At 60.1% G+C, this 19,820-nt stretch carries 25 protein-coding genes; 3 read left to right on the top strand and 22 right to left on the bottom strand.

Annotated elements, in window-relative coordinates; translation table 11 throughout:
* Positions 1 to 103: 103 nt before the first annotated feature.
* From A7P95_RS09330 to A7P95_RS09315, 4 genes are all read right to left on the bottom strand, one after another.
* On the bottom strand, positions 104 to 1,084 hold the full coding sequence (locus tag A7P95_RS09330) for an NAD(P)H-dependent glycerol-3-phosphate dehydrogenase (protein ID WP_067594430.1): 981 nt from the start codon (positions 1,082 to 1,084) through the stop codon (positions 104 to 106).
* A 112-nt stretch (positions 1,085 to 1,196) separates the two neighbouring features.
* Positions 1,197 to 2,444, bottom strand: coding sequence for a beta-ketoacyl-ACP synthase II (gene fabF / locus A7P95_RS09325; protein WP_067594427.1), 1,248 nt, complete (start codon positions 2,442 to 2,444; stop codon positions 1,197 to 1,199).
* A gap of 133 nt (positions 2,445 to 2,577) precedes the next feature.
* Complete coding sequence (gene acpP, locus A7P95_RS09320; RefSeq protein WP_003824915.1) at positions 2,578 to 2,814, bottom strand: acyl carrier protein; 237 nt, start codon at positions 2,812 to 2,814, stop codon at positions 2,578 to 2,580.
* 222 nt (positions 2,815 to 3,036) lie between these two features.
* Positions 3,037 to 5,079 carry a prolyl oligopeptidase family serine peptidase gene (locus tag A7P95_RS09315; RefSeq protein WP_156503573.1) on the bottom strand — a complete coding sequence of 681 codons (2,043 nt, stop codon included), beginning with the start codon at positions 5,077 to 5,079 and terminating at the stop codon, positions 3,037 to 3,039.
* A gap of 233 nt (positions 5,080 to 5,312) precedes the next feature.
* Here A7P95_RS09315 and A7P95_RS09310 point away from each other — a divergent pair, with 233 nt between their 5' ends.
* Positions 5,313 to 5,948 (top strand): hypothetical protein, encoded by a 636-nt coding sequence (locus A7P95_RS09310; protein WP_067594424.1) that lies wholly within the window; start codon positions 5,313 to 5,315, stop codon positions 5,946 to 5,948.
* A gap of 273 nt (positions 5,949 to 6,221) precedes the next feature.
* Here A7P95_RS09310 and A7P95_RS09305 read toward each other — a convergent pair whose 3' ends face one another.
* The 3 genes from A7P95_RS09305 to A7P95_RS09295 all read right to left on the bottom strand — a co-directional run bounded on the left by A7P95_RS09305 (position 6,222) and on the right by A7P95_RS09295 (position 8,639).
* Positions 6,222 to 6,686, bottom strand: a complete 465-nt coding sequence (locus A7P95_RS09305) for a hypothetical protein (protein WP_225747486.1) — start codon at positions 6,684 to 6,686, stop codon at positions 6,222 to 6,224.
* A gap of 143 nt (positions 6,687 to 6,829) precedes the next feature.
* Positions 6,830 to 7,393, bottom strand: a complete 564-nt coding sequence (locus tag A7P95_RS09300; RefSeq protein WP_067594421.1) for a TIGR01440 family protein — start codon at positions 7,391 to 7,393, stop codon at positions 6,830 to 6,832.
* A 283-nt stretch (positions 7,394 to 7,676) separates the two neighbouring features.
* Positions 7,677 to 8,639, bottom strand: coding sequence for a hypothetical protein (locus A7P95_RS09295; RefSeq protein ID WP_082890788.1), 963 nt, complete (start codon positions 8,637 to 8,639; stop codon positions 7,677 to 7,679).
* Between the two features lie 215 nt (positions 8,640 to 8,854).
* On the opposite strand from A7P95_RS09295, the gene A7P95_RS09290 reads away from it, so the two are divergent.
* Both A7P95_RS09290 and ygfZ read left to right on the top strand, forming a co-directional pair.
* Entirely contained in the window at positions 8,855 to 9,106 is a 252-nt protein-coding gene (locus tag A7P95_RS09290; protein ID WP_067594418.1) for an NGO1151 family protein, read from the top strand.
* 21 nt (positions 9,107 to 9,127) lie between these two features.
* Positions 9,128 to 9,988: a CAF17-like 4Fe-4S cluster assembly/insertion protein YgfZ gene (gene ygfZ / locus A7P95_RS09285; RefSeq protein ID WP_067594415.1), complete on the top strand. Its 861-nt coding sequence runs from the start codon at positions 9,128 to 9,130 to the stop codon at positions 9,986 to 9,988.
* A gap of 71 nt (positions 9,989 to 10,059) precedes the next feature.
* Here the strand turns inward: ygfZ and A7P95_RS09280 are convergent, their stop codons facing one another.
* The 15 genes from A7P95_RS09280 to A7P95_RS12045 all read right to left on the bottom strand — a co-directional run.
* Positions 10,060 to 10,857: a transferrin-binding protein-like solute binding protein gene (locus tag A7P95_RS09280; RefSeq protein ID WP_067594412.1), complete on the bottom strand. Its 798-nt coding sequence runs from the start codon at positions 10,855 to 10,857 to the stop codon at positions 10,060 to 10,062.
* Positions 10,858 to 10,982: 125 nt separating this feature from the next.
* Positions 10,983 to 11,876, bottom strand: a complete 894-nt coding sequence (gene truB / locus A7P95_RS09275) for a tRNA pseudouridine(55) synthase TruB (RefSeq protein ID WP_067594409.1) — start codon at positions 11,874 to 11,876, stop codon at positions 10,983 to 10,985.
* A 169-nt stretch (positions 11,877 to 12,045) separates the two neighbouring features.
* Positions 12,046 to 12,543 (bottom strand): peroxiredoxin family protein, encoded by a 498-nt coding sequence (locus tag A7P95_RS09270; protein ID WP_067594406.1) that lies wholly within the window; start codon positions 12,541 to 12,543, stop codon positions 12,046 to 12,048.
* Positions 12,540 to 12,962, bottom strand: a complete 423-nt coding sequence (locus tag A7P95_RS09265; protein WP_067594403.1) for an acyl-CoA thioesterase — start codon at positions 12,960 to 12,962, stop codon at positions 12,540 to 12,542. The genes A7P95_RS09270 and A7P95_RS09265 overlap by 4 nt, the downstream gene beginning before the upstream one ends.
* Positions 12,963 to 12,972: 10 nt before the next feature.
* Complete coding sequence (locus A7P95_RS09260) at positions 12,973 to 13,332, bottom strand: VacJ (RefSeq protein WP_067594400.1); 360 nt, start codon at positions 13,330 to 13,332, stop codon at positions 12,973 to 12,975.
* Between the two features lie 260 nt (positions 13,333 to 13,592).
* Entirely contained in the window at positions 13,593 to 14,501 is a 909-nt protein-coding gene (locus A7P95_RS09255; protein ID WP_067594397.1) for an MlaA family lipoprotein, read from the bottom strand.
* Complete coding sequence (locus tag A7P95_RS09250) at positions 14,498 to 14,788, bottom strand: STAS domain-containing protein (RefSeq protein ID WP_067594395.1); 291 nt, start codon at positions 14,786 to 14,788, stop codon at positions 14,498 to 14,500. Before A7P95_RS09250 ends, A7P95_RS09255 begins: the two co-directional genes overlap by 4 nt.
* Before the next feature lie 4 nt (positions 14,789 to 14,792).
* The gene (locus A7P95_RS09245; RefSeq protein ID WP_067594392.1) at positions 14,793 to 15,383 is read right to left on the bottom strand and encodes an MlaC/ttg2D family ABC transporter substrate-binding protein; all 591 of its coding nucleotides are present in this window, start codon (positions 15,381 to 15,383) and stop codon (positions 14,793 to 14,795) included.
* 45 nt (positions 15,384 to 15,428) lie between these two features.
* Complete coding sequence (gene mlaD / locus A7P95_RS09240) at positions 15,429 to 15,899, bottom strand: outer membrane lipid asymmetry maintenance protein MlaD (RefSeq protein ID WP_067594389.1); 471 nt, start codon at positions 15,897 to 15,899, stop codon at positions 15,429 to 15,431.
* 7 nt (positions 15,900 to 15,906) lie between these two features.
* Positions 15,907 to 16,683: a lipid asymmetry maintenance ABC transporter permease subunit MlaE gene (gene mlaE / locus A7P95_RS09235; protein WP_067594385.1), complete on the bottom strand. Its 777-nt coding sequence runs from the start codon at positions 16,681 to 16,683 to the stop codon at positions 15,907 to 15,909.
* 2 nt (positions 16,684 to 16,685) lie between these two features.
* Entirely contained in the window at positions 16,686 to 17,486 is an 801-nt protein-coding gene (locus A7P95_RS09230) for an ABC transporter ATP-binding protein (RefSeq protein ID WP_067594382.1), read from the bottom strand.
* Between the two features lie 250 nt (positions 17,487 to 17,736).
* Positions 17,737 to 18,738: a 4-hydroxythreonine-4-phosphate dehydrogenase PdxA gene (pdxA, locus tag A7P95_RS09225; RefSeq protein WP_067594379.1), complete on the bottom strand. Its 1,002-nt coding sequence runs from the start codon at positions 18,736 to 18,738 to the stop codon at positions 17,737 to 17,739.
* A gap of 142 nt (positions 18,739 to 18,880) precedes the next feature.
* Positions 18,881 to 19,153, bottom strand: coding sequence for a 50S ribosomal protein L27 (gene rpmA / locus A7P95_RS09220; RefSeq protein ID WP_067594376.1), 273 nt, complete (start codon positions 19,151 to 19,153; stop codon positions 18,881 to 18,883).
* 34 nt (positions 19,154 to 19,187) lie between these two features.
* The gene (gene rplU / locus A7P95_RS09215) at positions 19,188 to 19,496 is read right to left on the bottom strand and encodes a 50S ribosomal protein L21 (RefSeq protein WP_156503572.1); all 309 of its coding nucleotides are present in this window, start codon (positions 19,494 to 19,496) and stop codon (positions 19,188 to 19,190) included.
* A gap of 118 nt (positions 19,497 to 19,614) precedes the next feature.
* Positions 19,615 to 19,820 (bottom strand): hypothetical protein (locus A7P95_RS12045; protein WP_218916370.1); only part of this gene is annotated, 206 nt, incomplete at its 5' end.

Below are 19,820 nucleotides of genomic sequence, written 5' to 3'. Positions count from 1 at the left end.
TGTCAATCTTGGGCGCCGGCGCGAATCCGGGCGGGCGCGATAGTCTGCCCGCATTATACTGAAACTTGTGCCGCTCGGAAGCGGCGGCGGGTAAATTTACGCGTTATTCCACGCGGATTTCGCGCAGCATCAGTCGCTCGGCCACGCTGCCGACGTTGATTTTGCCGTCTAAGAGTTCGTTTAGGATACGGGTGATGGGCATGTCGATGCCGAGTTTGGCGGCTTGCACACCGGCTTCGCGGATGGTGTACACGCCTTCGGCCACATGGCCGAGCTCGGCAAGAATCGTGGGCAGGGGTTTGCCTTCGGCGAGTTTGAGGCCGACTTGGCGGTTGCGGGAGAGGGCGCCGGTGCAGGTGAGGATGAGGTCGCCCATGCCGGCGAGGCCCATCAGGGTGGTTTGTTTGGCGCCCAGGGCCAGCGCCAGTCGGTTGATTTCGGCCAGGCCGCGCGTCATCAGGGCGGCGCGGGCGTTGAGGCCGTATTGCAGGCCGTCGGCAATGCCCACGGCGATGGCCATTACGTTTTTCACGGCGCCGCCCACGCCCACGCCGACCATGTCGTCGTTGGCATAGAGGCGCAGCACGGCGGAGCTGAGCTCGGCAGCGAGGCTTTCGACCCAGGGCAGGTTGCTTGAGGCGAGGGTAACGGCGCAGGGCAGCTGCTGGGCGAGCTCTTGGGCGAAGCTGGGGCCGGAGAGGATGCCGATGCGGCTGTTGTCGGGCAGCTCTTGGCGGGCGACTTGGTGGGGCAGCAGGCCGCTGCCTTGCTCGAAGCCTTTGCAGGCGGTGAGGAGGGGGATGTTGCTCCAGCCCCATTGGCGGAGGGTTTGCAGGCTGCCGCGCAGGCCGGCGGTGGGGGTGGCGATGATGACGAGGTCGGGCCGGGGGGGCGGGGTGTCGGCGATGCTGAGTGTGGCGGGGAAGGGGAAGTTTTTCAGGTAGCCTGTGTTGCTGCGTTCGGCGCGCATGGCGGTGGCGTGTTCGCGTTCGCGCGTCCACAGGCTGACTTGTTGGCCGTTTTGGGCGAAGTGGATGGCGAGGGCGGTGCCCCAGGCGCCGGCGCCGATGATGCAGATTTGCATGGGTTGCTCCTGTGTGGATTGCTGGCGATAAAGGCTACCTGAAAAACGGCAAACGGGTTTTAGCTTTGCTGCGTTTTCAGGTAGCCTTCTTTGCTTTCGGTGCTTGCGTTAATCAGCCGGTGAAGCGTTTGAACGCGAGGGTGCCGTTGGTGCCGCCGAAGCCGAAGGAGTTGGAAATGGCGGCGCGGATGGGCAGGTCGCGGGCTTCGTTGGCGCAATAATCCAAATCGCAGCCGCCTTCGATGTCTTGCTCGAAGATGTTGATGGTGGGCGGCGATTTTTGGTGGTGCAGCGCCAGCACGGAATACACGGCTTCCACGCCGCCGGCGCCGCCGAGCAGGTGGCCGGTCATGGATTTGGTGGAATTGACCACCAGGTTTTTGGCGTGATCGCCGAAGGCCAGCTTCAGCGCGGTGGTTTCGTTGGCGTCGCCCAGCGGGGTGGAGGTGCCGTGGGCGTTCACGTAGTCGATGTCGCCGGGGTTGAGGCCGGCGTCTTTCAGGGCGCGGGCCACGGCCAGGGCGGGGCCTTCGGCGTTGGGCGCGGTGATGTGGTGCGCGTCGGAGCTCATGCCGAAGCCGGCCAGCTCGGCATAGATCTGTGCGCCGCGTTTTTTGGCGTGTTCGTATTCTTCCAGCACCAATACGCCGGCGCCTTCGCCCATCACGAAGCCGTCGCGGTTTTTGTCCCACGGGCGGGAGGCAGTGGCGGGGTCGTCGTTGCGGGTGGAGAGCGCCTTCATGGCGGCAAATCCGCCCACGCCGAGCATGCACACCGCGCCTTCTGCGCCGCCGGCCACCATCACGTCGGCATCGCCGTACTGGATCATGCGGGCGGCGTCGCCGATGCAGTGTGCGCCGGTGGTGCAGGCCGATACGATGCCGTAGCTGGGGCCTTGGTAGCCTTTGAGGATGGTAACGTGGCCGGCAATCAGGTTGATCAGCGAGCCGGGGATGAAGAAGGGGTTGATGCGGCGCGGGCCGTTTTCGTGCACCACGATGCCGGTGGCTTCAATGGAGGGCAGGCCGCCGATGCCGGAGCCGATGTTCACGCCCACGCGGGTTTTGTCGAGATTGGCGCAGTCGTCCAGCCCGGCGTCGGCAATGGCTTGCAGGGCGGCGGCAATGCCGTAGTGGATGAAGGCGTCCATGCGGCGGGCTTCTTTGCCGCTGATGTATTCGCCGATGTCGAAATCTTTCACTTCGCCGGCAATTTGCGCGCTCAGCTCGCCGGCGTCAAAACGGGTGATTTTGCCGATGCCGCTCACGCCGGCCAGCAGGTTTTGCCAGGCGCTGGCCACGTTGTTGCCCACCGGGGAAATCTGCCCCAATCCAGTTACCACCACTCTTCTTTGGCTCATGATTGTTTTGTCTTGTGTTTTCCGAAATTCTCCAGCCTGCCGCGAAGGCGGGCTGCATAACAAAAGCCCCTGCCGCCGGCGAACGATACGCCCGAGGCAGAGGCCGGTATTCTGCGGTTAAACCTGCTGCCGGTTAGTTGGAGCGGGAAGTAACGAAATCGATGGCTTGCTGAACGGTAGTGATTTTTTCAGCTTCTTCATCGGGGATGTCGCAGCCGAAGGCTTCTTCCAAAGCCATTACCAGCTCAACCACGTCCAGAGAGTCGGCGCCCAAATCTTCGCTGAAGGAAGATTCGTTTTTCACTTCGCTTTCGCTCTTGCCCAATTGTTCGGCAACGATTTTCTTAACGCGTTGTTCGATGTTTTCCATTGTGGGGTCCTTGTCCTTAATAAACGGGAAAAAATTAAAGGTAGTTCTCTAAAAGGCGGCATTGTAACGGATTTGCCCGCAGTTTGCTATCCGTATGTTGCGGATGAGCGGCGGCTTTGCCGATACGCGGCGCAATCAGGCTACCTGAAAACAACGGTGCGCATATTAGCATAGCGCGGCGGCTTTGCAAACTGTGTGAAAAAACCAATATAAACAAACAACCTATGCGCGCTTTCCTACTGCCGGGGCGCCTATGCTGCGCCAGAGGAAGAGCAGCACGGCGGCGAGCTCGGCGGCCACTTCTTCCTGCGAGGCGTTGCCGGTGTGGCCGCCGGCTTCGGGGGCATAGAGGCGGCTTTCCGCGCCGATTTCGCGCAGGCGGGCGTGGAATTTGAGGGCGTGGGCGGGGTGCACGCGGTCGTCGCTCAGGTTGGTGGTGATGAGGGCGGGCGGGTAGGCTTGGGAGGCGTGCAGGTTGTGGTAGGGCGAGAGTTTTTTCAGGTAGCCTCTGTCGGGCTCGGTGTCGGGGTTGCCGTATTCTTCGAGCCAGGAGGCGCCGGCGGAGAGGTGCGGATAGCGCAGCATGTCGGTGAGCGGCACTTCGCACACCATCGCGCCGATGCTCTGCGGGGCGCGGCAGTAGGCGGCGGCGCACACCAGCCCGCCGTTGCTGCCGCCTTGCAGGGCGATGCGTTCGGGCGCGGCCAAGCCCCGCGCGGCCAAATCCTGCGCCACGGCCACCAGGTCTTCGGCGCTTTTGTGTTTGCGTTCAGCGCCTTGGGCGGCGCTGTGCCAGGCGGGGCCGAATTCGCCGCCGCCGCGGATGTTGGCCAGTACGAAGGCGCCGCCTTGGGCGAGCCAGTGCCGGCCGATGATACCCAGATAATGCGGCAGCTCGGGCACGCCGAAGCCGCCGTAGGCATACACCAGCGTGGGCACGTTTGGCTCGTTGCCGCCCACGTGGTAATACGGAATGCGTTCGCCGTCGGCCGATACGGCGTGAAACTGGCGCACGGCCAAGCCTTCGGGGCTGAACTGGGCGGGCTGGCGTCGCATCACGCACCATTCCTGCCGCTGCAAATCCAGCGTGTAGAGCGTGAGCGGCGAGAGGAAGCTGCTGGCGGCAATATAGAGCACGTCGCCGCCCCACGGCTGATCGACGATTTCCACCACGCCGGCCGCGCCTTCCAGCGGCAGCTCGGGAACGGCGGCGTCCTGCCATTGTCCCTGGTGCAGCCGCCAGGCCTTGAGGCTACCTGAAACATTATCCAGCAAGGTGGCGGCCACGAAATGGCGCGTGGTTTCCACGCCTTCCACCGATTGCCCGGCCTGCGGCGCAAACAGGCAGTGCGCCTGCCCGAGCGCGCCCTTGTTCAGCTTCACTGCCAAGAGGCTGCCGGCGGCGTAAGCATGGTTGGCCCGCTGCCAGCCGCTGCGCAGCAGCACCAGCAGCCAGCCGCCCAGATAGCCGCAGATTTCCGCATTTTCAGGTAGCCCCAAGGGCAGCAGCGCCCCGTCTGAGGCTACCTGAAAATATTGCCGGCTGAAAAAGCCCGCGCTTTCTTCCAGCAAATCAATCGGCGCGCCTTGCGCATCCAGATAGCGCCAGGCGTGCACCCACACCGATTGCGCTTCTGTTTGCAACACCGGCTGAGCCTCCTCGAAGCTCTGACCGCGCCGCAGCAGCCACACCTCGCGCGGGTAGCCCGAAGCCGTGAGCTGGCGCTCGTCCCAAGCCGGGCACACCCACACGCTGTTTTCATCGCGCCAAGCGATGTGGTTTTTGCCGGCGGGGAAGTGGAAGCCGTTGGGCACCACTTGGCGCGTTTCCAAATCAAACTCCAACGTGAACGCCGCATCGCCGCCGCCCGGGCTGAGCGAAAGCAGCACCTTGTGCGGCTGCTCCACATAGTGCGACACGCCGTCTAAATACACATCCGCGCCCAAAATTTCGTCGAAATCCGCCACCGAAAACAGCACTTCCCATTCCGGCAGCCCGGCGCGATACGAAGCCGCGCTGCACACGCGGTACACGCCCTTGGGAAATTCCTCGCTCTGATAGAAGTGATACATCCGCGCGCGGTGCTCCTGGCAAAACGGAATCTGCTGCTCGTCTTGCAGCACGGCCAAAATATCGCGGCGCAGCGGCTCGTAATCGGGCTGGCTTTCCAGCCAGGCTTGCGTTTGCGCGTGTTCGGCGGCGGCAAAGGCGGCGGTTTCGGGGGCGGCGAGGTTTTCAAATACGGCGTGGCGGTCGGCGGGCATATTGGGCAGCCTTTGGATGGGGAAATGGAAAGGCGGGCATTGTAGCAGCATTGGCGGGGCGGGATGAGGCTACCTGAAATTTGCAGCCTCTCGAACACTTCGCGGCATGGTGTTTTCAATTCCTTGGAGCGGAGGTTTTCAGGTAGCCTGAGGTGGTTCACGCCCAAAGCCCAAGCGCTTGCACCGTGCTAAAATCTGCCGCCCGCAAACCAGCTTCATACCAAAGGAAACCCATGCGCCCATCCCTCTCCCTTGCCGCCGTGCTGGCCATTGCCGCCCTGCCGGCCCACGCCCACGATGCCACGCGCGGCGCCTTGCAGCACGACCCCGGTTTGGCCGGCTACGGTTACAACGTTCAAGGCCAGCGCCCATCCGGCAGCGGGCAAGGCAGTCGCACCCAATTTGCCCGGCCCGGGCCCGGCGTATTCCGCGATTCCAGCGCCTTCGTGCGCAACAGCCCCAGCCGCTGCGCTCCATTGAGCGGCGGAGAAAAAATCTGTTATCAGGCCTATCTCGACCCCAGCCTCAGTGCGCAGAAAGTGGAAATCTATTTTCAAAACCGACAAAACCGGCGCCACGGCCAAGCGTTCCACTACGAAAACGGCATTTTTGTGGAAAACGTGGCCTATGTGGACGGCAACGAATGGTGGACGGGTGGCAAGCGCTACAGCCGCCTCAATGCGCACACCTACGCCGTGGAAGAATACGGCCGCTACGGCAGGCGCGTACCCAACTCGCGCGCCGAAGTGCCCGCCGAACAGATGCTGCGCGAGCTCGGCCTGAAAAGCGTGCGCCTGAAAGACGCCGTGCCGCCCGAATTTTATGAAGAAATCATGCAGCGCGCGGAAGCGGCGCGGCGGAACAGATAGCTTGATGGGGTTGCATAAAAGGCTACCTGAAAAATTTCAGGTAGCCTTTTGCTGGGAAATTGCCGAAGCCGCTGAACCGTGCGTTGTCGAATATGAAGCGAATTATTTTGCGTCCAGCACCATAAATTGGTGGAGAGGGAGATCGGCAACAATTTCCAGTGAATCAAAATTCTTGTGCAAAATCTCCATCGGCCATGTCTGTGAACTGCTTATTTTCAGGTAGCCGTAGGGCGGACGATGAATTAGCTTCCTTGGCACGGGAATAGGATGCGGCTACGGATAATTTAAGTGGTCTTTGATAAAAGCTTCAAAGCTGTTCCAGTGTTTATTGAATTGTTTGGTTTCAATAAATTTTTTAATATTTTCAGCTTCAATGAAAAATACTTCATCTGTATCTTTGTCATACAGAATATAATCATCCAGCTCATTGTTTAATAATGAGAAATATTGATTTGGCAGCCCGATGTTGGCTCTTAAGCTTTCGGTTTGGCTGCTCGAGGGGTCTTCCAAATCCATGGATAAATCCACTAAATAGCCAAACTTCCCATAAATTTCATCGCTATATACAGACCAGAATTCGGTGAAGCTGCGGTTTGTTTCGTTAAATCCTAGAGAGGCAAACAAATCGCGGTATTCCTTTTGAATATCGGGCATGATTCTGCCTAATTCATCATCAAGATACTCTTTAAAATTTTCGTCCAACATGGCGGCTTTGTACTTTGTGGTTAGGTATGGCATGGATGCCTGGGTTTGGAGGCTACCTGAAAAATTTTAGCTGCGCAGAAACTCCGTTTCCTTCGGAAACATCGTTTTAGCTTCGCAGAAACTCAGCTTCCTTCGGAAACATCGTTTTCAGGTAGCCTTTTGCGCGGCTGGCGGCGTCACACGCGGCGGATGCTGTCTTTGTAGTGGCCGGCGCGTTCGCCGCCGATGAGGCGCGGGCGGCTGGCCAGGGCGCAAACGTGGGCGGCGCCGAGCTCGCGCTGCTGCGGGCGCAGGGGGATTTGCACGTGTTTGATGTGCATGCCGATGGAGGTGTCGCCGATGTCGAGGCCGGCGTGGGCGGTGATGAATTCCACTTCCACGGGGTCGCGCATGTATTTGAAGGCGGCCAGTTGGGCGCTGCCGCCGGCGTGCAGCCCGGGCAACACGTTCACGATTTCGAGCCCGTATTTTTCGGCCAGCTCGCGCTCCACGGCAAGGGCGCGGTTGATGTGTTCGCAGCCTTGCACGGCGAGGTAGATTTTGCGCTCGTTGAGGATGTCGAGCAGGGTTTTCACGATGACTTCGCCCACTTCCTGGTTGGAATCTTTGCCGATGCGCCCGCCGATGACTTCGCTGGTGGAAAGGCCGAGCACGAATATCTGCCCTTCGCCGATGGCGGATTGGTGCAGGATGTCGAGGGCGAGGGCGCGGGTGTGGGCGGCCAGTTGGGTTAAATCCATGATCTTTCTCCTTGGGTTGCGGTGGGGATGAGGGGATTCTATAGTGGATTAACAAAAATCAGGACAAGGCGACGAAGCCGCAGACAGTACGGGTAGTACGGGAAGGCGAGGCAACGCCGTACTGGTTTTTGTTAATCCACTATACCAGCCCGGCGGCGGCGGGGTGTTGATAAAGATAAAGGCTACCTGAAAAACGATGTCTTGGCGCAGCCAAGGCTGAGTTTCTGCGAAGCTAAAACAGAAACACTATTTTTCAGGTAGCCTTTCCATAGTGAGAACGGGCTTAGAGCTGCTCTTTCTTCACGGCGGCGAGTGCGCGGGCGAGGTTGTGGGCGAGCACGTCGTCCACCAGCTTGGGCACTTCTTCCAGGAAGGATTGCTGCATATTTTGAATTATCAGCGCGGTTTGCTTTTGCAGCGCGGTTTTCACCATGCCGGATACGGCGTCGGCCAGGTGGGGGCGCAGTTTGTTGGCCAGGGCGGCGAGCAGGGCGGGCTCGCTGAGGCAGAGCACGGGACGGCCGGGCTGGGCGGGCGGGGCATACACGTTGAGCAAGACGATTTTTTCGGCGGCGGCGGCCAGCGCGGCAGTGCTGCCGTCTGTGTCGGCGGCTTCTGGCGTGGCGGCGAGGGCTTCTTGCGCCTGCTCAATCTGCTCGGTGATTTCCTGCTCGGGGGTAACGCGGCTGCGTGGCTCGGCCAGCCATACGGTGGCCTGCTCGGCTATGGGCTGGTCGCGGCCGATGTGCAGGGCGTTTTGGGCGTTGAGCCAGTCTTCTTGAAACAGGATTTGCGGGTTGTTCAGCTCGGCTTCGGAGGCGGCGGTTTGCAGGTTGTGCTGCTGCTGCCAATGCTCAAGGTAGGCTTGGTAGGCCTGCTTTTGCTCGCTGAGGTTGAGGCGGCGGCCGCGGCTGCTGCTGAGCAGGTGGGACGGGGCGGGGCGGGGGGCGGATGCTGTCGTTTGCACGCTTGGCGCGGCTTGCGGGCGCGGTTCGGGAGCGGGCGTGGCCACGGGCGGCACGGGCGCAGCAGGCTGCACGAACGGGGCGGGCGCTGCGGCGGCATGGCGGTTGGATTGGGCGGCTTCGGCGGCAGGCTGGTGGCTTTGGCGGGCAAGGTGGCGGCGATTTTGTTGCAGGCGCTCCAGGCCTTTTTCCCAGTCTTCTGCTTCGGCGGCGGGCGCGGGCTGGGGGGCGGGGGTGTCGTCGGTGAGGGTGAAGACGATGTTGTCTTGGGGTGAGGTCATGGCGGTTTCCCGAAGAATGGTGAGGCGGTGTTTTTAATCCATCTTTTCTTTTTCAGGTAGCCTGTTGTGCCGCAGAGGCTACCTGAAAAACTGGTAGGCGGTATTATTTCATAAATTGGGGAGGAGTGGGCTGCCTGCTGTCCAAGCGGAGGGCTTGGGCTTATAATCCGCCGCATGTTCCGGCGCCGTGCGCCGCCTTTGAAAAGGATGAGGAAATGGAAGAAATCGAACAAAGAATCAGCTATTTGGAAGAAAGCTGCGAAGCCTTGCGCGTGCAAAACCTGGTGTTGGGCAGCGCGATGAAAAGCCTGCTGGGCAGCCTGCCCGCCGATTTGGTGCAAGACGCGCTGGAGGCCGTCCGCGCCGGTTTCGACAGCGAGCTGAACCGCTTGGAATACGAAGACAGCGCGCAGAGCGAGCTGTTCTACGATGCCACCTACGCTTTTTTCGGCGAGAAAAATTATTAAACACATCAAGGGAGTGAAGCCATGAATGCCCCGTTCCGTTTGCCCTTTTTCGGTGTGGTGGAAGTGGATGGACAAGACGCCGCCGATTTCCTGCACAACCAGCTTTCCAACCACATCTTGGATTTGCAGCCCGGCGAGGCCTGCTTCGCCACCTACAACTCACCGCGCGGGCGCGTGTTGGCCAACATGCTGGTGGTGCGCCGCGCCGAGGGTTTTCTGCTGCTGATGGCGGCGGATTTGCTGGAAAGCACGGTGAAGCGGCTGCGCATGTTTGTGTTGCGCAGCAAAACCGTGTTCCATACCGACAGCGCTTGGCAGGCATACGGCCTCAGCGGCGCGGCGGCGGAGGGCATCGACCCGGCGGCGCTGAAGCTGGCCGCGCCAGAAAGCGCCGAGGGGCTGATCCGCATCACGCTGGCCGGCGGCAACCAAATCCTGCTTAGCCCGCAGCCGCTGCCCGATGCCGAGCAGCCTGCCGCCGCCGAAGCCTGGCTGGCCGCCGAAATTTTGCAGGGCAGGCCGTGGATTGCGCAGGCCACCGTCGAGAGCTGCGTGGCGCAAATGCTGAACCAACACCGGCTCGGCGCGGTGCACTTCAAAAAAGGCTGCTACCCGGGGCAGGAAATCATCGCCCGCGCCCAATACCGAGGCCAAGTGCGGCGCGGCCTGGCGCTCACCCGCAGCACGCAGGCGGTGGCCATCGGCAGCAAAGTGGAAGCAGAGGGCGAAGAGGCGGGCATCGTCATCAACAATGCGGCGCACGAAGGGGTGTTTGTGCAGCTTGCGGTGATCAAACACGCGGCGGCGGGGAAGGCTTTGCAGGCCGGCGGGCAGGGCTTGGAAACACTGCGGCTGTGGCTTGAGGCCGAAGGGGCGGAATAAGCATCTTCGTGCAGGATAAGGAACAGGCTACCTGAAATTTTTTCAGGTAGCCTGTTTGTCAGATACCAAGATTATGGTTGTTGCGGTTGTTTGGCTGCACCGAATGCGCCGCTGTATTCACCTTGTTTGTGGAAAACACCGCCCAATTCTGCGGCATTCGGGCCGTAGAAGCTGCCTTGGAAAGAGACAGGACCACTGCCGGTGCCGGAACCGGTGCCGCTGAAGTTGGAACCGGCAATTTGGCCTCTGCCGAAATCACCTAATGTAATGGTGTCTGAGTCGACATTGATGATGCCGGATATGCCCGGTTGAGCGCCATCGAAGTTGACATCAAAGCGGGATGAGCCTGTGGAGAGTCCGGAGCCGCCCACTTTGGCGAGCACAGCATACCCGTTATAAACGGCTGAACCCGTGGTCGGCATATCGGTTGCGGTTTCGCCTTGCGCTACCATGTAGCCGTTGGCCGTATTGTCGCGAACATAACCGAATCGGGTATAGGACAGGGAAGAGCTGCCGACCGCACGTTCGCGTGAGGGGGTGGGGGGTTCTGAATAGGTGGTGCCGGCAGTGATACCATCGGGAATAATATCGATGGTTTTACCTTCTACGATGAGTTGGTTGATTCGGCCGCTATCGGCAAACTGTTGTGCATTGGCAGCGATAAAGGCATAACTACCTGGAGTAATTTGCAGCCGGTGATTTGTGCGGGAAACCACGGGATCCGGTTGCGGGTTCGGCTGTGGGTTTGGATTTGGGTTAGGGCTCGGATTGTGGCTGCCGTCGCCTAAAATACTGCCGCTGCTGCCGCCAGCGCAGGCGGAGAGGCCGAAGGCGGCGAGGGTGAGGGCGAGTAGGGTAGAAGTTTTCATAATGAATGCTCCTGTGGTGGGAAATATTGAGGGGTTGGGCCGATTTCAGTTTGGGCGAAATCGGGATAAGGTTTGTAATGGGTTGTATTCTAACACGCGGCAGGCAAAGGATAAATTCAAACGGCTTACGTGCTCATCAGGCGGACGGCTTTCAGGTAGCCTGCTTGGGCGCTGGCAAGGCCGATGAATTCGCCGCTTTCGCTGTAGATGCGCAGGGGGGTGTGTTCGGGCAGGCCGGCGGGGGCGGCGGGGGTTTGGCCGAAGCGCAGGGCTTGGATGGCGGCGCCGGGCAGGGTGTGGGCGGGGAGGTGTTGCACCAATACGTCGCAGGGGAGGAGGAGGGCGTCGCGCTGTTCTTCGCTGAGCGGGGTTAATTGATCGAGGCTGTGACTTTGTTCGATGCTGAATCCGGCGGTGGCGGTGCGGCGCAGGGCGGTGAGGTGGGCGAGGGTGTGGGAGCTTTTGGCGATGTCTTCGGCGAGGGTGCGGATGTAGGTGCCTTTGCTGCATTGCACGCTGATTTGGGCTTCGGGGTAGTGGAAGCGGAGGATTTGGATGGCGTGGATGCGGACGCTGCGGGGCTCGCGGGGGATGCTGATGCCCTGGCGGGCGTATTGGTAGAGGGGTTTGCCTTGGTGTTTGAGGGCGGAATACATGGGTGGGAGCTGCTGCTGTTCGCCGAGGTGTTGGCTGCAGGCTACCTGAAAATCGTTTGGGCTGACGGGGGTGTCGCAGCTGTCGGTGGGGCTGCCTTCGGCGTCGCCGGTGTCGGTGGCTTGGCCGAGGCGGAGGGTGGCGAGGTAGGCTTTGTCGGCGTCGAGCAGGTATTGGGCGAATTTGGTGGCTTCGCCGAAGCAGATGGGGAGGAGGCCGGTGGCGAGGGGGTCGAGCACGCCGGTGTGGCCGGCTTTTCCGGCGCGGTAGAGGCGGCGGGCTTGCTGGAGGGCGCTGTTGCTGGAAATGCCGGTGGCTTTGTCGAGCAGGAGGACGCCGCTGAGGGGGCGTTTTTGGGGTTTCATGGTGTGATGTCGGTTGTGGGGTTGGGGTGTTTTTCAGGTAGCCTTTGTGGTGCGGAGGCTACCTGAAAAATGGGTTGTGTCGGTATGGCGATGCGGGCTTAGGGTGTGCCGGTGTTTTCAGGTAGCCTTTTCGAGAAAGACGGAGGCTACCTGAAAAATATCGGCGGCTTTATTCGGCCAGCAGGCTGTCGGTGAGGCGGTACACTTCGGCGAAGTCGGGCTCGCCGACGAAGGTTTTCACCACTTGCCCTTTGCTGTTTACCAGGAAGGAGGTGGGGGCGGCGATAACTTGGTAGGCCTGCTGGGTGTGGCCTTGTTCGTCGTAGAGCACGGTGAAGGGCAGGCGGTGCTGTTCGGCGTAGGCTTTGACCACGGGCAGGGGGTCGCTGGGGACGGGGATGGAGACGGCGATGAATTGGAAGTTTTTGCCTTGGTAGTCGTGCGCCATTTGGATGAGCTTGGGCATTTCGGTTACGCAGCCGGGGCAGGAGGGGAACCAGAAGTTGATGAGGGTGACTTTGCCTTGCAGGGCGGATTGGTTCACGGTTTGGCCTTGCAGATTTGGCAGGGCGAAGGCGGGGGCGGGCTGGTGTTGGGGGGAGAGCAGGATGTAGCCGGCGGCAGCGAGCACCACGGCGAAGAGGAAGGTGCCGAGCCATTTTTTCATGTTGCGTCCTCCGCTGGGGGGATTTGGGCGGCGATGGTGTGGCGCAGGTTTTCGGGGAAGCTGATGGCGCGGCCGGAGCTGGGGTCGATGAGCATAAAGGTAACGTCGGCCTCCACCAGGATGCGCGGGTTGCCGGCTTGGCGGATGGTTTGGCGGATGAGGGCTTCCCGGCGGCTGATGCCGGCAAAGGCGGTTTCGATTTCGAGCTTATCGCCCAGGAGGGCGGCGCGACGGTAGCGGATGTCGATGTGGACGATGGCCATGCCGTAGCCGCCGTCGCGGAAGAAGGGGGCGAGGCCATGTTGGTCGAAATAATCCCAGCGGGCTTCTTCGAGGAATTCGAGGTAGCGGGCGTTGTTTACGTGGCGGTATACGTCGAGGTGGTAGCCGCGGACGGTGAGGCGGGTGAGGTGTGGCATGGCGGCGGGCTTAATCTTCGATGGGCGCGTAGGGCACGCGTTCTACTTCGCGGGCGGAAAGATCACCCACGATGGGGGAGAATTGGATGTGGAACCATTCGGCGAAGATGTCGGGGTGCAGGTCGGGCCACTGGTTTTCGTCTTCGCACCAGTCGGCCAGCTCGGCGGCGAAGATGGCTTCGATTTGCGGCTTGATTTCGGCCCACACTTCTTCGAGGTCGTCGCAGGGGTTGACGAGGTAGGCGTTGGCGTTGTCTTGCATTTCTTGCAGGGTGAGGCCGTCGAGGTCGGTGTCGGGCAGGCTGTCGAGCCAGTTCCAAAAGGGTTGCAGCGGCACGAGGCGGAATAGGCTGCGGTTAACTTCGTACATGATTTGCTCCTTTGATAGGTGAGTATTGATATTTTTAGCTTCGCAGAAACTCAGCCTTGGCTACGCCAAGACATCGTTTTAGCGAAACTCGCTTTGCTCGTTTTCAGGTAGCCTTTGGAACGGGATAGAGGCTACCTGAAAACTGTTTAAGCCGCGCAATCGCTGTTTGATTGGTTGCACGGGTGAATACTGGGATTTCAGGTAGCCCGGACAGATGGAAGGCTACCTGAAAATTTTGCCGGCGGAAACGGCGGCATGGGCTATGGGCGCTCGGTTTCCACGCGGATGGTGTTGGGCGGAAGCGGGCTGCCTGTGTTGTTAGCAGGCGCTGCGGCTTCGGCGGCCGCTTCGGCTGCTGGGGTGGCGGGCAGGTTGCCTGCGGTGGGCGCGGGGGTGCTCACGGTTTGGGCGGTGCTGCTTGTGTCCGCAGCGGGGGCGTTGTCGGCGTTGTTGCCGCCTTCTTCAAAGCTGGGCACGTAGTCGTCTTGGCTGCCGGGCAGGGTGGTGCCGGTTTGTTTGGCGCGGGCGGCCATGTAGGCGTCGCGGACGAAGGCGTAGCGGTCGAGTGCGGCTTGCTCGACGCTGTCGGTGAGGTCGAGCAGGCTTGCGCGGGTGTCGAGCACTTTCACGCCGGTGGCGGCCCAATAGCCGCTGCCGTTGCCGAAGAGGGCGGATTCGGGCGAATACGCGCTGGTGATGGTGTTGCCGACGGCGTCGCGCACGGTGCTGGGGCCAAGCAGGGGATAGACGAAGTAGTTGCTGTTTTTCCAGCCCCAGCTGGCGAAGGTGTCGCCGAGGGTGTTTTTGTTGTTGGGCATTTGCGCTTCGCCGGCGATGTCGATCAGGCCGCCGAAGCCGAAGGTGGTGTTGATGCCGACGCGCACGAGGTCGGTGCCGGCTTTGGAAATGTCGAGCCGCAGCAGATTGCTGCCCACGCTCACGATGTCGCGCAGGTTGTTGAAAAAGTTGCCGATGCCGCTGCGAACGGGCTTGGGCGTAACGGCGCGGTAGCCGCGGGCGGCGGGCGACAATACATGGCGGTCGATGCGGTCGTTCACGCCGAACATGAAGCGGTTGTAGCCTTCGTAGGGGTCGTAGGCGACGCCTTCGGCCAGGGCGTTGCTGCTGAGGCTGAGGGCGAGCAGGGTGAGGGTGAGCAGTTTTTTCATGAGGGAATCCAATCGCCTACTTCATACAGTTTGGCCAGCTCGGCCACGCCGGCGGGAATGCCGGGAAATGCCCAGTCGGCTTCGGGCAGGCTGCGTTTGGCGGCGGCCAGAAGCGAAATGCATACGGAGTCGGCTTGGCCGACGCCGGAGAAATCGACGGTGGGGCGGCTGCTGTTTTTCAGGTAGCCTAATTGTTGGCAGTAGGCGCGAAACAGCGGAGCCGTAACCGTGGATACGGTAACGTCTCCGCTCACATACACCGCGCCGTCGCGGCATTCGCTGTGCATGGCCTTAGTTGCCGTTTTTGCTGCGCAGTTCCTGAATTAGGCCGTCGATGCCTTTCTGCGCGATGGTGTTGTTGAACTGGCTGCGGTACACGGTAACCAGGCTGGCGCCTTCCACGGCCACGTTATACACGCGGTATTTGCCGCCGCTTTGGTACATGGTGTAATCCATGGTTACCGGTTTGCCGCCGCTGGGGGTCACGTCGGCGGTAACGATGATGCTGTTGCCGCGCTGCACGGGGTTGTTGCGGATAACTACATTGGCGTTGCGGTATTGCAGCATGGTGCCGGAATAGGTGCGAATGAGCAGGGTTTTAAACTGCTCGGTGAGCGCGGTTTTCTGCGCGGGGGTGGCGCTGCGCCAGTTGGCGCCCACGGCCAGCTCGGTCATGCGGGTGAAGTCGAAATAGGGGATGGCGTAGTTTTCGGCCTGGCGGCGCACCTGCACGTCGTTGTTGCCGCTGGCGCGTTGCAGGATGTTCAGGATTTGGGTGCTGTTTTGTTTGAGCTGGTCCACGGCCTGCTGCGGGGTGGCGAAAGCCAGGCCGATGCTCATGATGCCGATGCTTAAGGCGGCGGTGAATGCGGATTTTTTCATGGAGTTTGTCCTTTCAAAGTAAAAAATGGAAATGTTGCGGTGTGTTTACTGCGTGGCGCCGTTTTTTTCTACGGAGTTGGTCATAAACTTGCCAATCAATTGCTCCAGCACCAAGGCGGAGCTGGTGATTTCGATGGTGTCGCCGTTTTTCAGCTCGGTATCCTCCGCGCCTTGCTGCAGGCCGATGTATTGCTCGCCCAGAAGTCCGGAAGTGAGGATTTCGGCAGAAACGTCGGTGCTGAAGCGGAATTGGTTGTCGATATTCAGCACCACGTTTGCGCGGTAGGTTTTCGGGTCAAGCTCGATGGAGGAAACGCGGCCGACCACCACGCCGGAAGCTTTCACCGGCGCTTTCACTTTCAAACCGCCGATGTCGGTAAAGCTGGCGGAAACGGTGTAGTACGATTGCTTGGCAAACGATTGCCCGCCGGCCACGCGCAGCGACAAAAATACCACGGCGGCAATGCCCAAAGCCACAAAAATGCCAACCCAAAGTTCTAAAGTGCTTCTTTTCATAATCCGTTTATCCGATAAACATGATGGCAGTTAAGACAAAATCCAAGGCCAAAACGGTGAGCGCGCTGCTCACCACGGTGCGGGTGCTGGCGCGCAAGATGCCTTCCGGCGTGCTGCGGCAGTGGAACCCTTGATACACGGCAATCAGCGAAATGGCCACGCCGAACACGGCGGATTTAATCAGGCCGTTTACCACATCGTAGCCGAAATCGATGTTCGACTGCATCTGCGACCAGAAAATGCCGCTGTCCAAGCCCAGATGGCGCACGCCGATAAGGTAGGCGCCGTAAATTCCGGCCACATTGCAGATGGAGGCTAAGAGCGGCATCGACAGCACGCCCGCCCAGAAGCGCGGTACCACCACGCGGGCAACGGGATCCACCGCCATCACCTTCATTGCCTCCAGCTGCTCGGTGGTTTTCATCAGGCCGATTTCGCTGGTCATCGCGCCGCCGGCGCTGCTGGCAAACAGGATGCCCGCCAGCACCGGCCCCAATTCGCGCAGCAGCGAAGCGGCCACCATATAGCCCAAAATGTCGGCCGATTTGAATTTGGCTAGCTGCGTGTAGCCCTGCAAACCCAATACCATGCCTACAAACAGGCCGGACACGGCGATGATGATGATGGAGAGCACGCCGGTGAAATACATTTGGCGGATGCCCAGCCGCAGGCGCGGCAGCAAGGTGCCGGAGCGTGCCAATACGGCGAACAGGAACAGGGTGGTTTTGCCCAATTCCTGCAAAAAAGCCAGCGTTTTGCGGCCTATCGTGCGAAAAAATTCCATAGTCAGCGCTTGAGCAATGCTTGTTGTACGTTGGTTTCCGCCGGATAGCGGAAGGCGACCGGGCCGTTGGGCAGGCCGTTGACAAATTGGTGTATCCACGGCGAATCCAGGCTGCGCATTTCTTCCGGGCTACCTGAAAACAGGATTTCGCCGTGCGCTAGGAATACCACTTGGTCGGCGATTTGCAGAGAGCGGCGGATGTCGTGCGTAACCATCACGCTGGTGGAGCGCAGCGCGCGGTTGATTTTGCTCACCAGGTCGGTAATCACGCCCAGCGAAATCGGATCGAGGCCGGTGAAGGGCTCGTCGTAGAGTGTGAGCGCCGGGTCGAGGGCGATGGAGCGCGCCAAGGCTACGCGCCGCGCCATGCCGCCGGAAAGTTCGTCGGGCATCAGGTCGGCGGTGCCGTAGAGGCCGACGGCGTTGAGCTTGAGCTGCACCAGGTCGCGGATGATTTCTTCGGGCAGATCAGTTTGCTCGCGCAGCGGGAAGGCCACGTTTTCATACACCGACAAGTCGGTAAACAGGGCGCCGAACTGGAACAGCACGCCCATGTTGCGCCGGTGTTGGTAGAGCTCGCCGGCGTTGAATTGCGCGAGGTCGCGGCCGTTGATGAGCACGCGGCCTTCGGTGGGCAGGATTTGGCCGGTAATCAGCCGCAGCAGGGTGGTTTTGCCGCTGCCGGAGCCGCCCATCACGGCGGCAAACGCGCCTCGGGCTACCTGAAAACTGACGTTGTTCAGGATGGGCCGGTCGCCGTAGGCAAAAGCGACGTTTTGCATTTCGATAAAGGGTGTGGCCATGGGCTGCTGCGGGCTTCAGATACATACAAGGGTGTCGATTATAGGGAAAAAGGACACTCGGTTCAATGATTTTGCTTGTGGGCGGCGGGGATGCGGCGTGGGGTGTGGCGGATTTTTCAGGTAGCCTTTGCTTGCGGGGAAGGGTGATTTGATTCAATGGGATGGGCGGGCATAGAGGCTACCTGAAAAATAAATTGCCTGCCGTGCGAAGGGAGGTTTTCAGGTAGCCTTTTAGGGTGATAGTGCACAGCTATCGGGTGGTGCGGTGGCGTTGCCAGTGTTCGGCCATGCCCAGGGCGGTTTGGATGGCGGTGAGCAGGCTGCCGTGGTCGGCGCGGCCGGTGCCGGCGAGGTCGAGGGCGGTGCCGTGATCGACGGAGGTGCGGATGAAGGGCAGGCCGAGGGTGATGTTGACGCCTTGGCCGAAGGAGGCGTATTTGAGCACGGGCAGGCCTTGGTCGTGATACATGGCGAGCACGGCGTCGGCATCTTTGAGCAGGAAGGGCTGGAACAGGGTGTCGGCGGGGTAGGGGCCGCGCACGTCGAGGCCCTGGGCGCGCAGGGCTTGCAGCTCGGGCTCGATGATTTGGATTTCTTCCCAGCCGAGGTGGCCTTGTTCACCGGCGTGAGGATTGAGGCCGGCCACGAGGATGGTGGGGCGGGCGATGCCGAATTTGGTTTGCAGGTCGGTGTGCAGAATATGCAACACTTGGTGCAGCAGGGGGCGGGTGATGGCGGCGGCGATGTCTTTGAGCGGGAGGTGGGTGGTGGCGAGGGCGACGCGCAGGCCGTTGCCGGCCAGCATCATGACGACTTGCTCGGTGTGGCTAATGGCGGCGAGGTATTCGGTGTGGCCGCTGAAGGGGATGCCGGCGTCGTTGATGATGCCTTTGTGCAGCGGGGCGGTAACCATGCCGGCGAATTCGCCTTGGCAGATGCCGGCGTAGGCGCGGTCGAGCAGGGCAAGGACGTAGCGGGCGTTGGCGGAGTCGAGCTTGCCGGCATGGCAGGGCGCGGCCAGCGGGATGTGCAGGACTTCCAATGTGCCGGGGGCGGGGGTTTGGTTTGTTTGGTAATCGGAAATAGCGATTGGGTAGCCGAGTTGTTGGGCGCGGCTGGCGAGTAGCGGTTTGTCGCCGAGGACAACGCAGCGGCAGGGAAGCTTGGTGCGGGCGAGGGTGAGGCAGATGTCGGGGCCGATGCCGGCGGGTTCGCCGGAAGTGATGGCGAGAATGGGTTGTGTGCTGGGCATGATGAGGCTACCTGAAAAACGGATGGCGGGATTATAGCAGTTGGCAGGCAGCCGGGTTTGGATGAGTACAGTGTGTAGCGCGGCATGAAAAAAGGATGCTGCCTGAAGCAGCATCCTTGGTTTGGCCGATATGGCCGATTACTTATTCGTCGGCGCCAGTGTAAGGGCGAACGTTTACGGTTTTGCGGTTGTGGGCGCCTTTTACGGTGAATTCCACGTAGCCGTCCACTTTGGCGAACAGGGTATGGTCTTTACCCATGCCCACGTTGTTGCCGGCGTGGAACTTGGTGCCGCGCTGGCGAACGATGATGGAACCTGCGGGAATCAGTTCGTTGCCGTAGGCTTTCACGCCCAGGCGTTTGGCTTCTGAATCGCGGCCGTTTTTAGAGCTACCGCCGGCTTTTTTGGTTGCCATATTAAATACTCCTTAGAAATAATCTCGATGGGAATCAGGCAATGGCCACGATTTCAAGCTGGGTGAAATTCTGACGGTGGCCTTGGCGTTTCTGATAGTGCTTACGGCGGCGCATTTTGAAAATGCGTACTTTCTCGCCACGGCCGTGAGCCACTACTTTGGCTGTTACTTTTGCGCCTTCGATAAAGGGTGCGCCTACTTTCACAGACTCGCCGTCAGCAATCATCAGAACTTCAGTCAGTTCGATTTGGCTGTCGAGTTCGGCAGGTATCTGTTCTACTTTCAATTTTTCGCCAACAGCAACTTTATACTGCTTGCCGCCGGTTTTTATGACCGCGTACATACTCAACTCCATATATATGGTTAAAAATGATTCATACTACATACCAATGTGTCCGCCATAGAAGGCTAGAGCACAAGAGAGCGGCATTCTAAAGTAGTGTTGGGCTGATGTCAAAAAATTATTTTCTTTTGTGGTTCTGATAAATGCGTCCGAATGGGAAAATTATTTTCAAAATATGTTTGACAAAGATTTTATGCTGGCGTATAGTTCGCATCTTCGCTGCTTCCACGGCACCGTTTCGAAATTGGTTGGACTGATTGGTTTTGAGACGTGTCGTTTTTATTCGGGAGCGGAATTGTTCTTTAACAGTGAGATTACCGATAA

The organism is Eikenella longinqua, assembly GCF_001648355.1.
GTDB lineage: Bacteria > Pseudomonadota > Gammaproteobacteria > Burkholderiales > Neisseriaceae > Eikenella > Eikenella longinqua.
The sequence above is the reverse complement of the archived record's forward strand: the minus strand, read 5'-3'. Positions and strand labels throughout refer to the sequence as shown.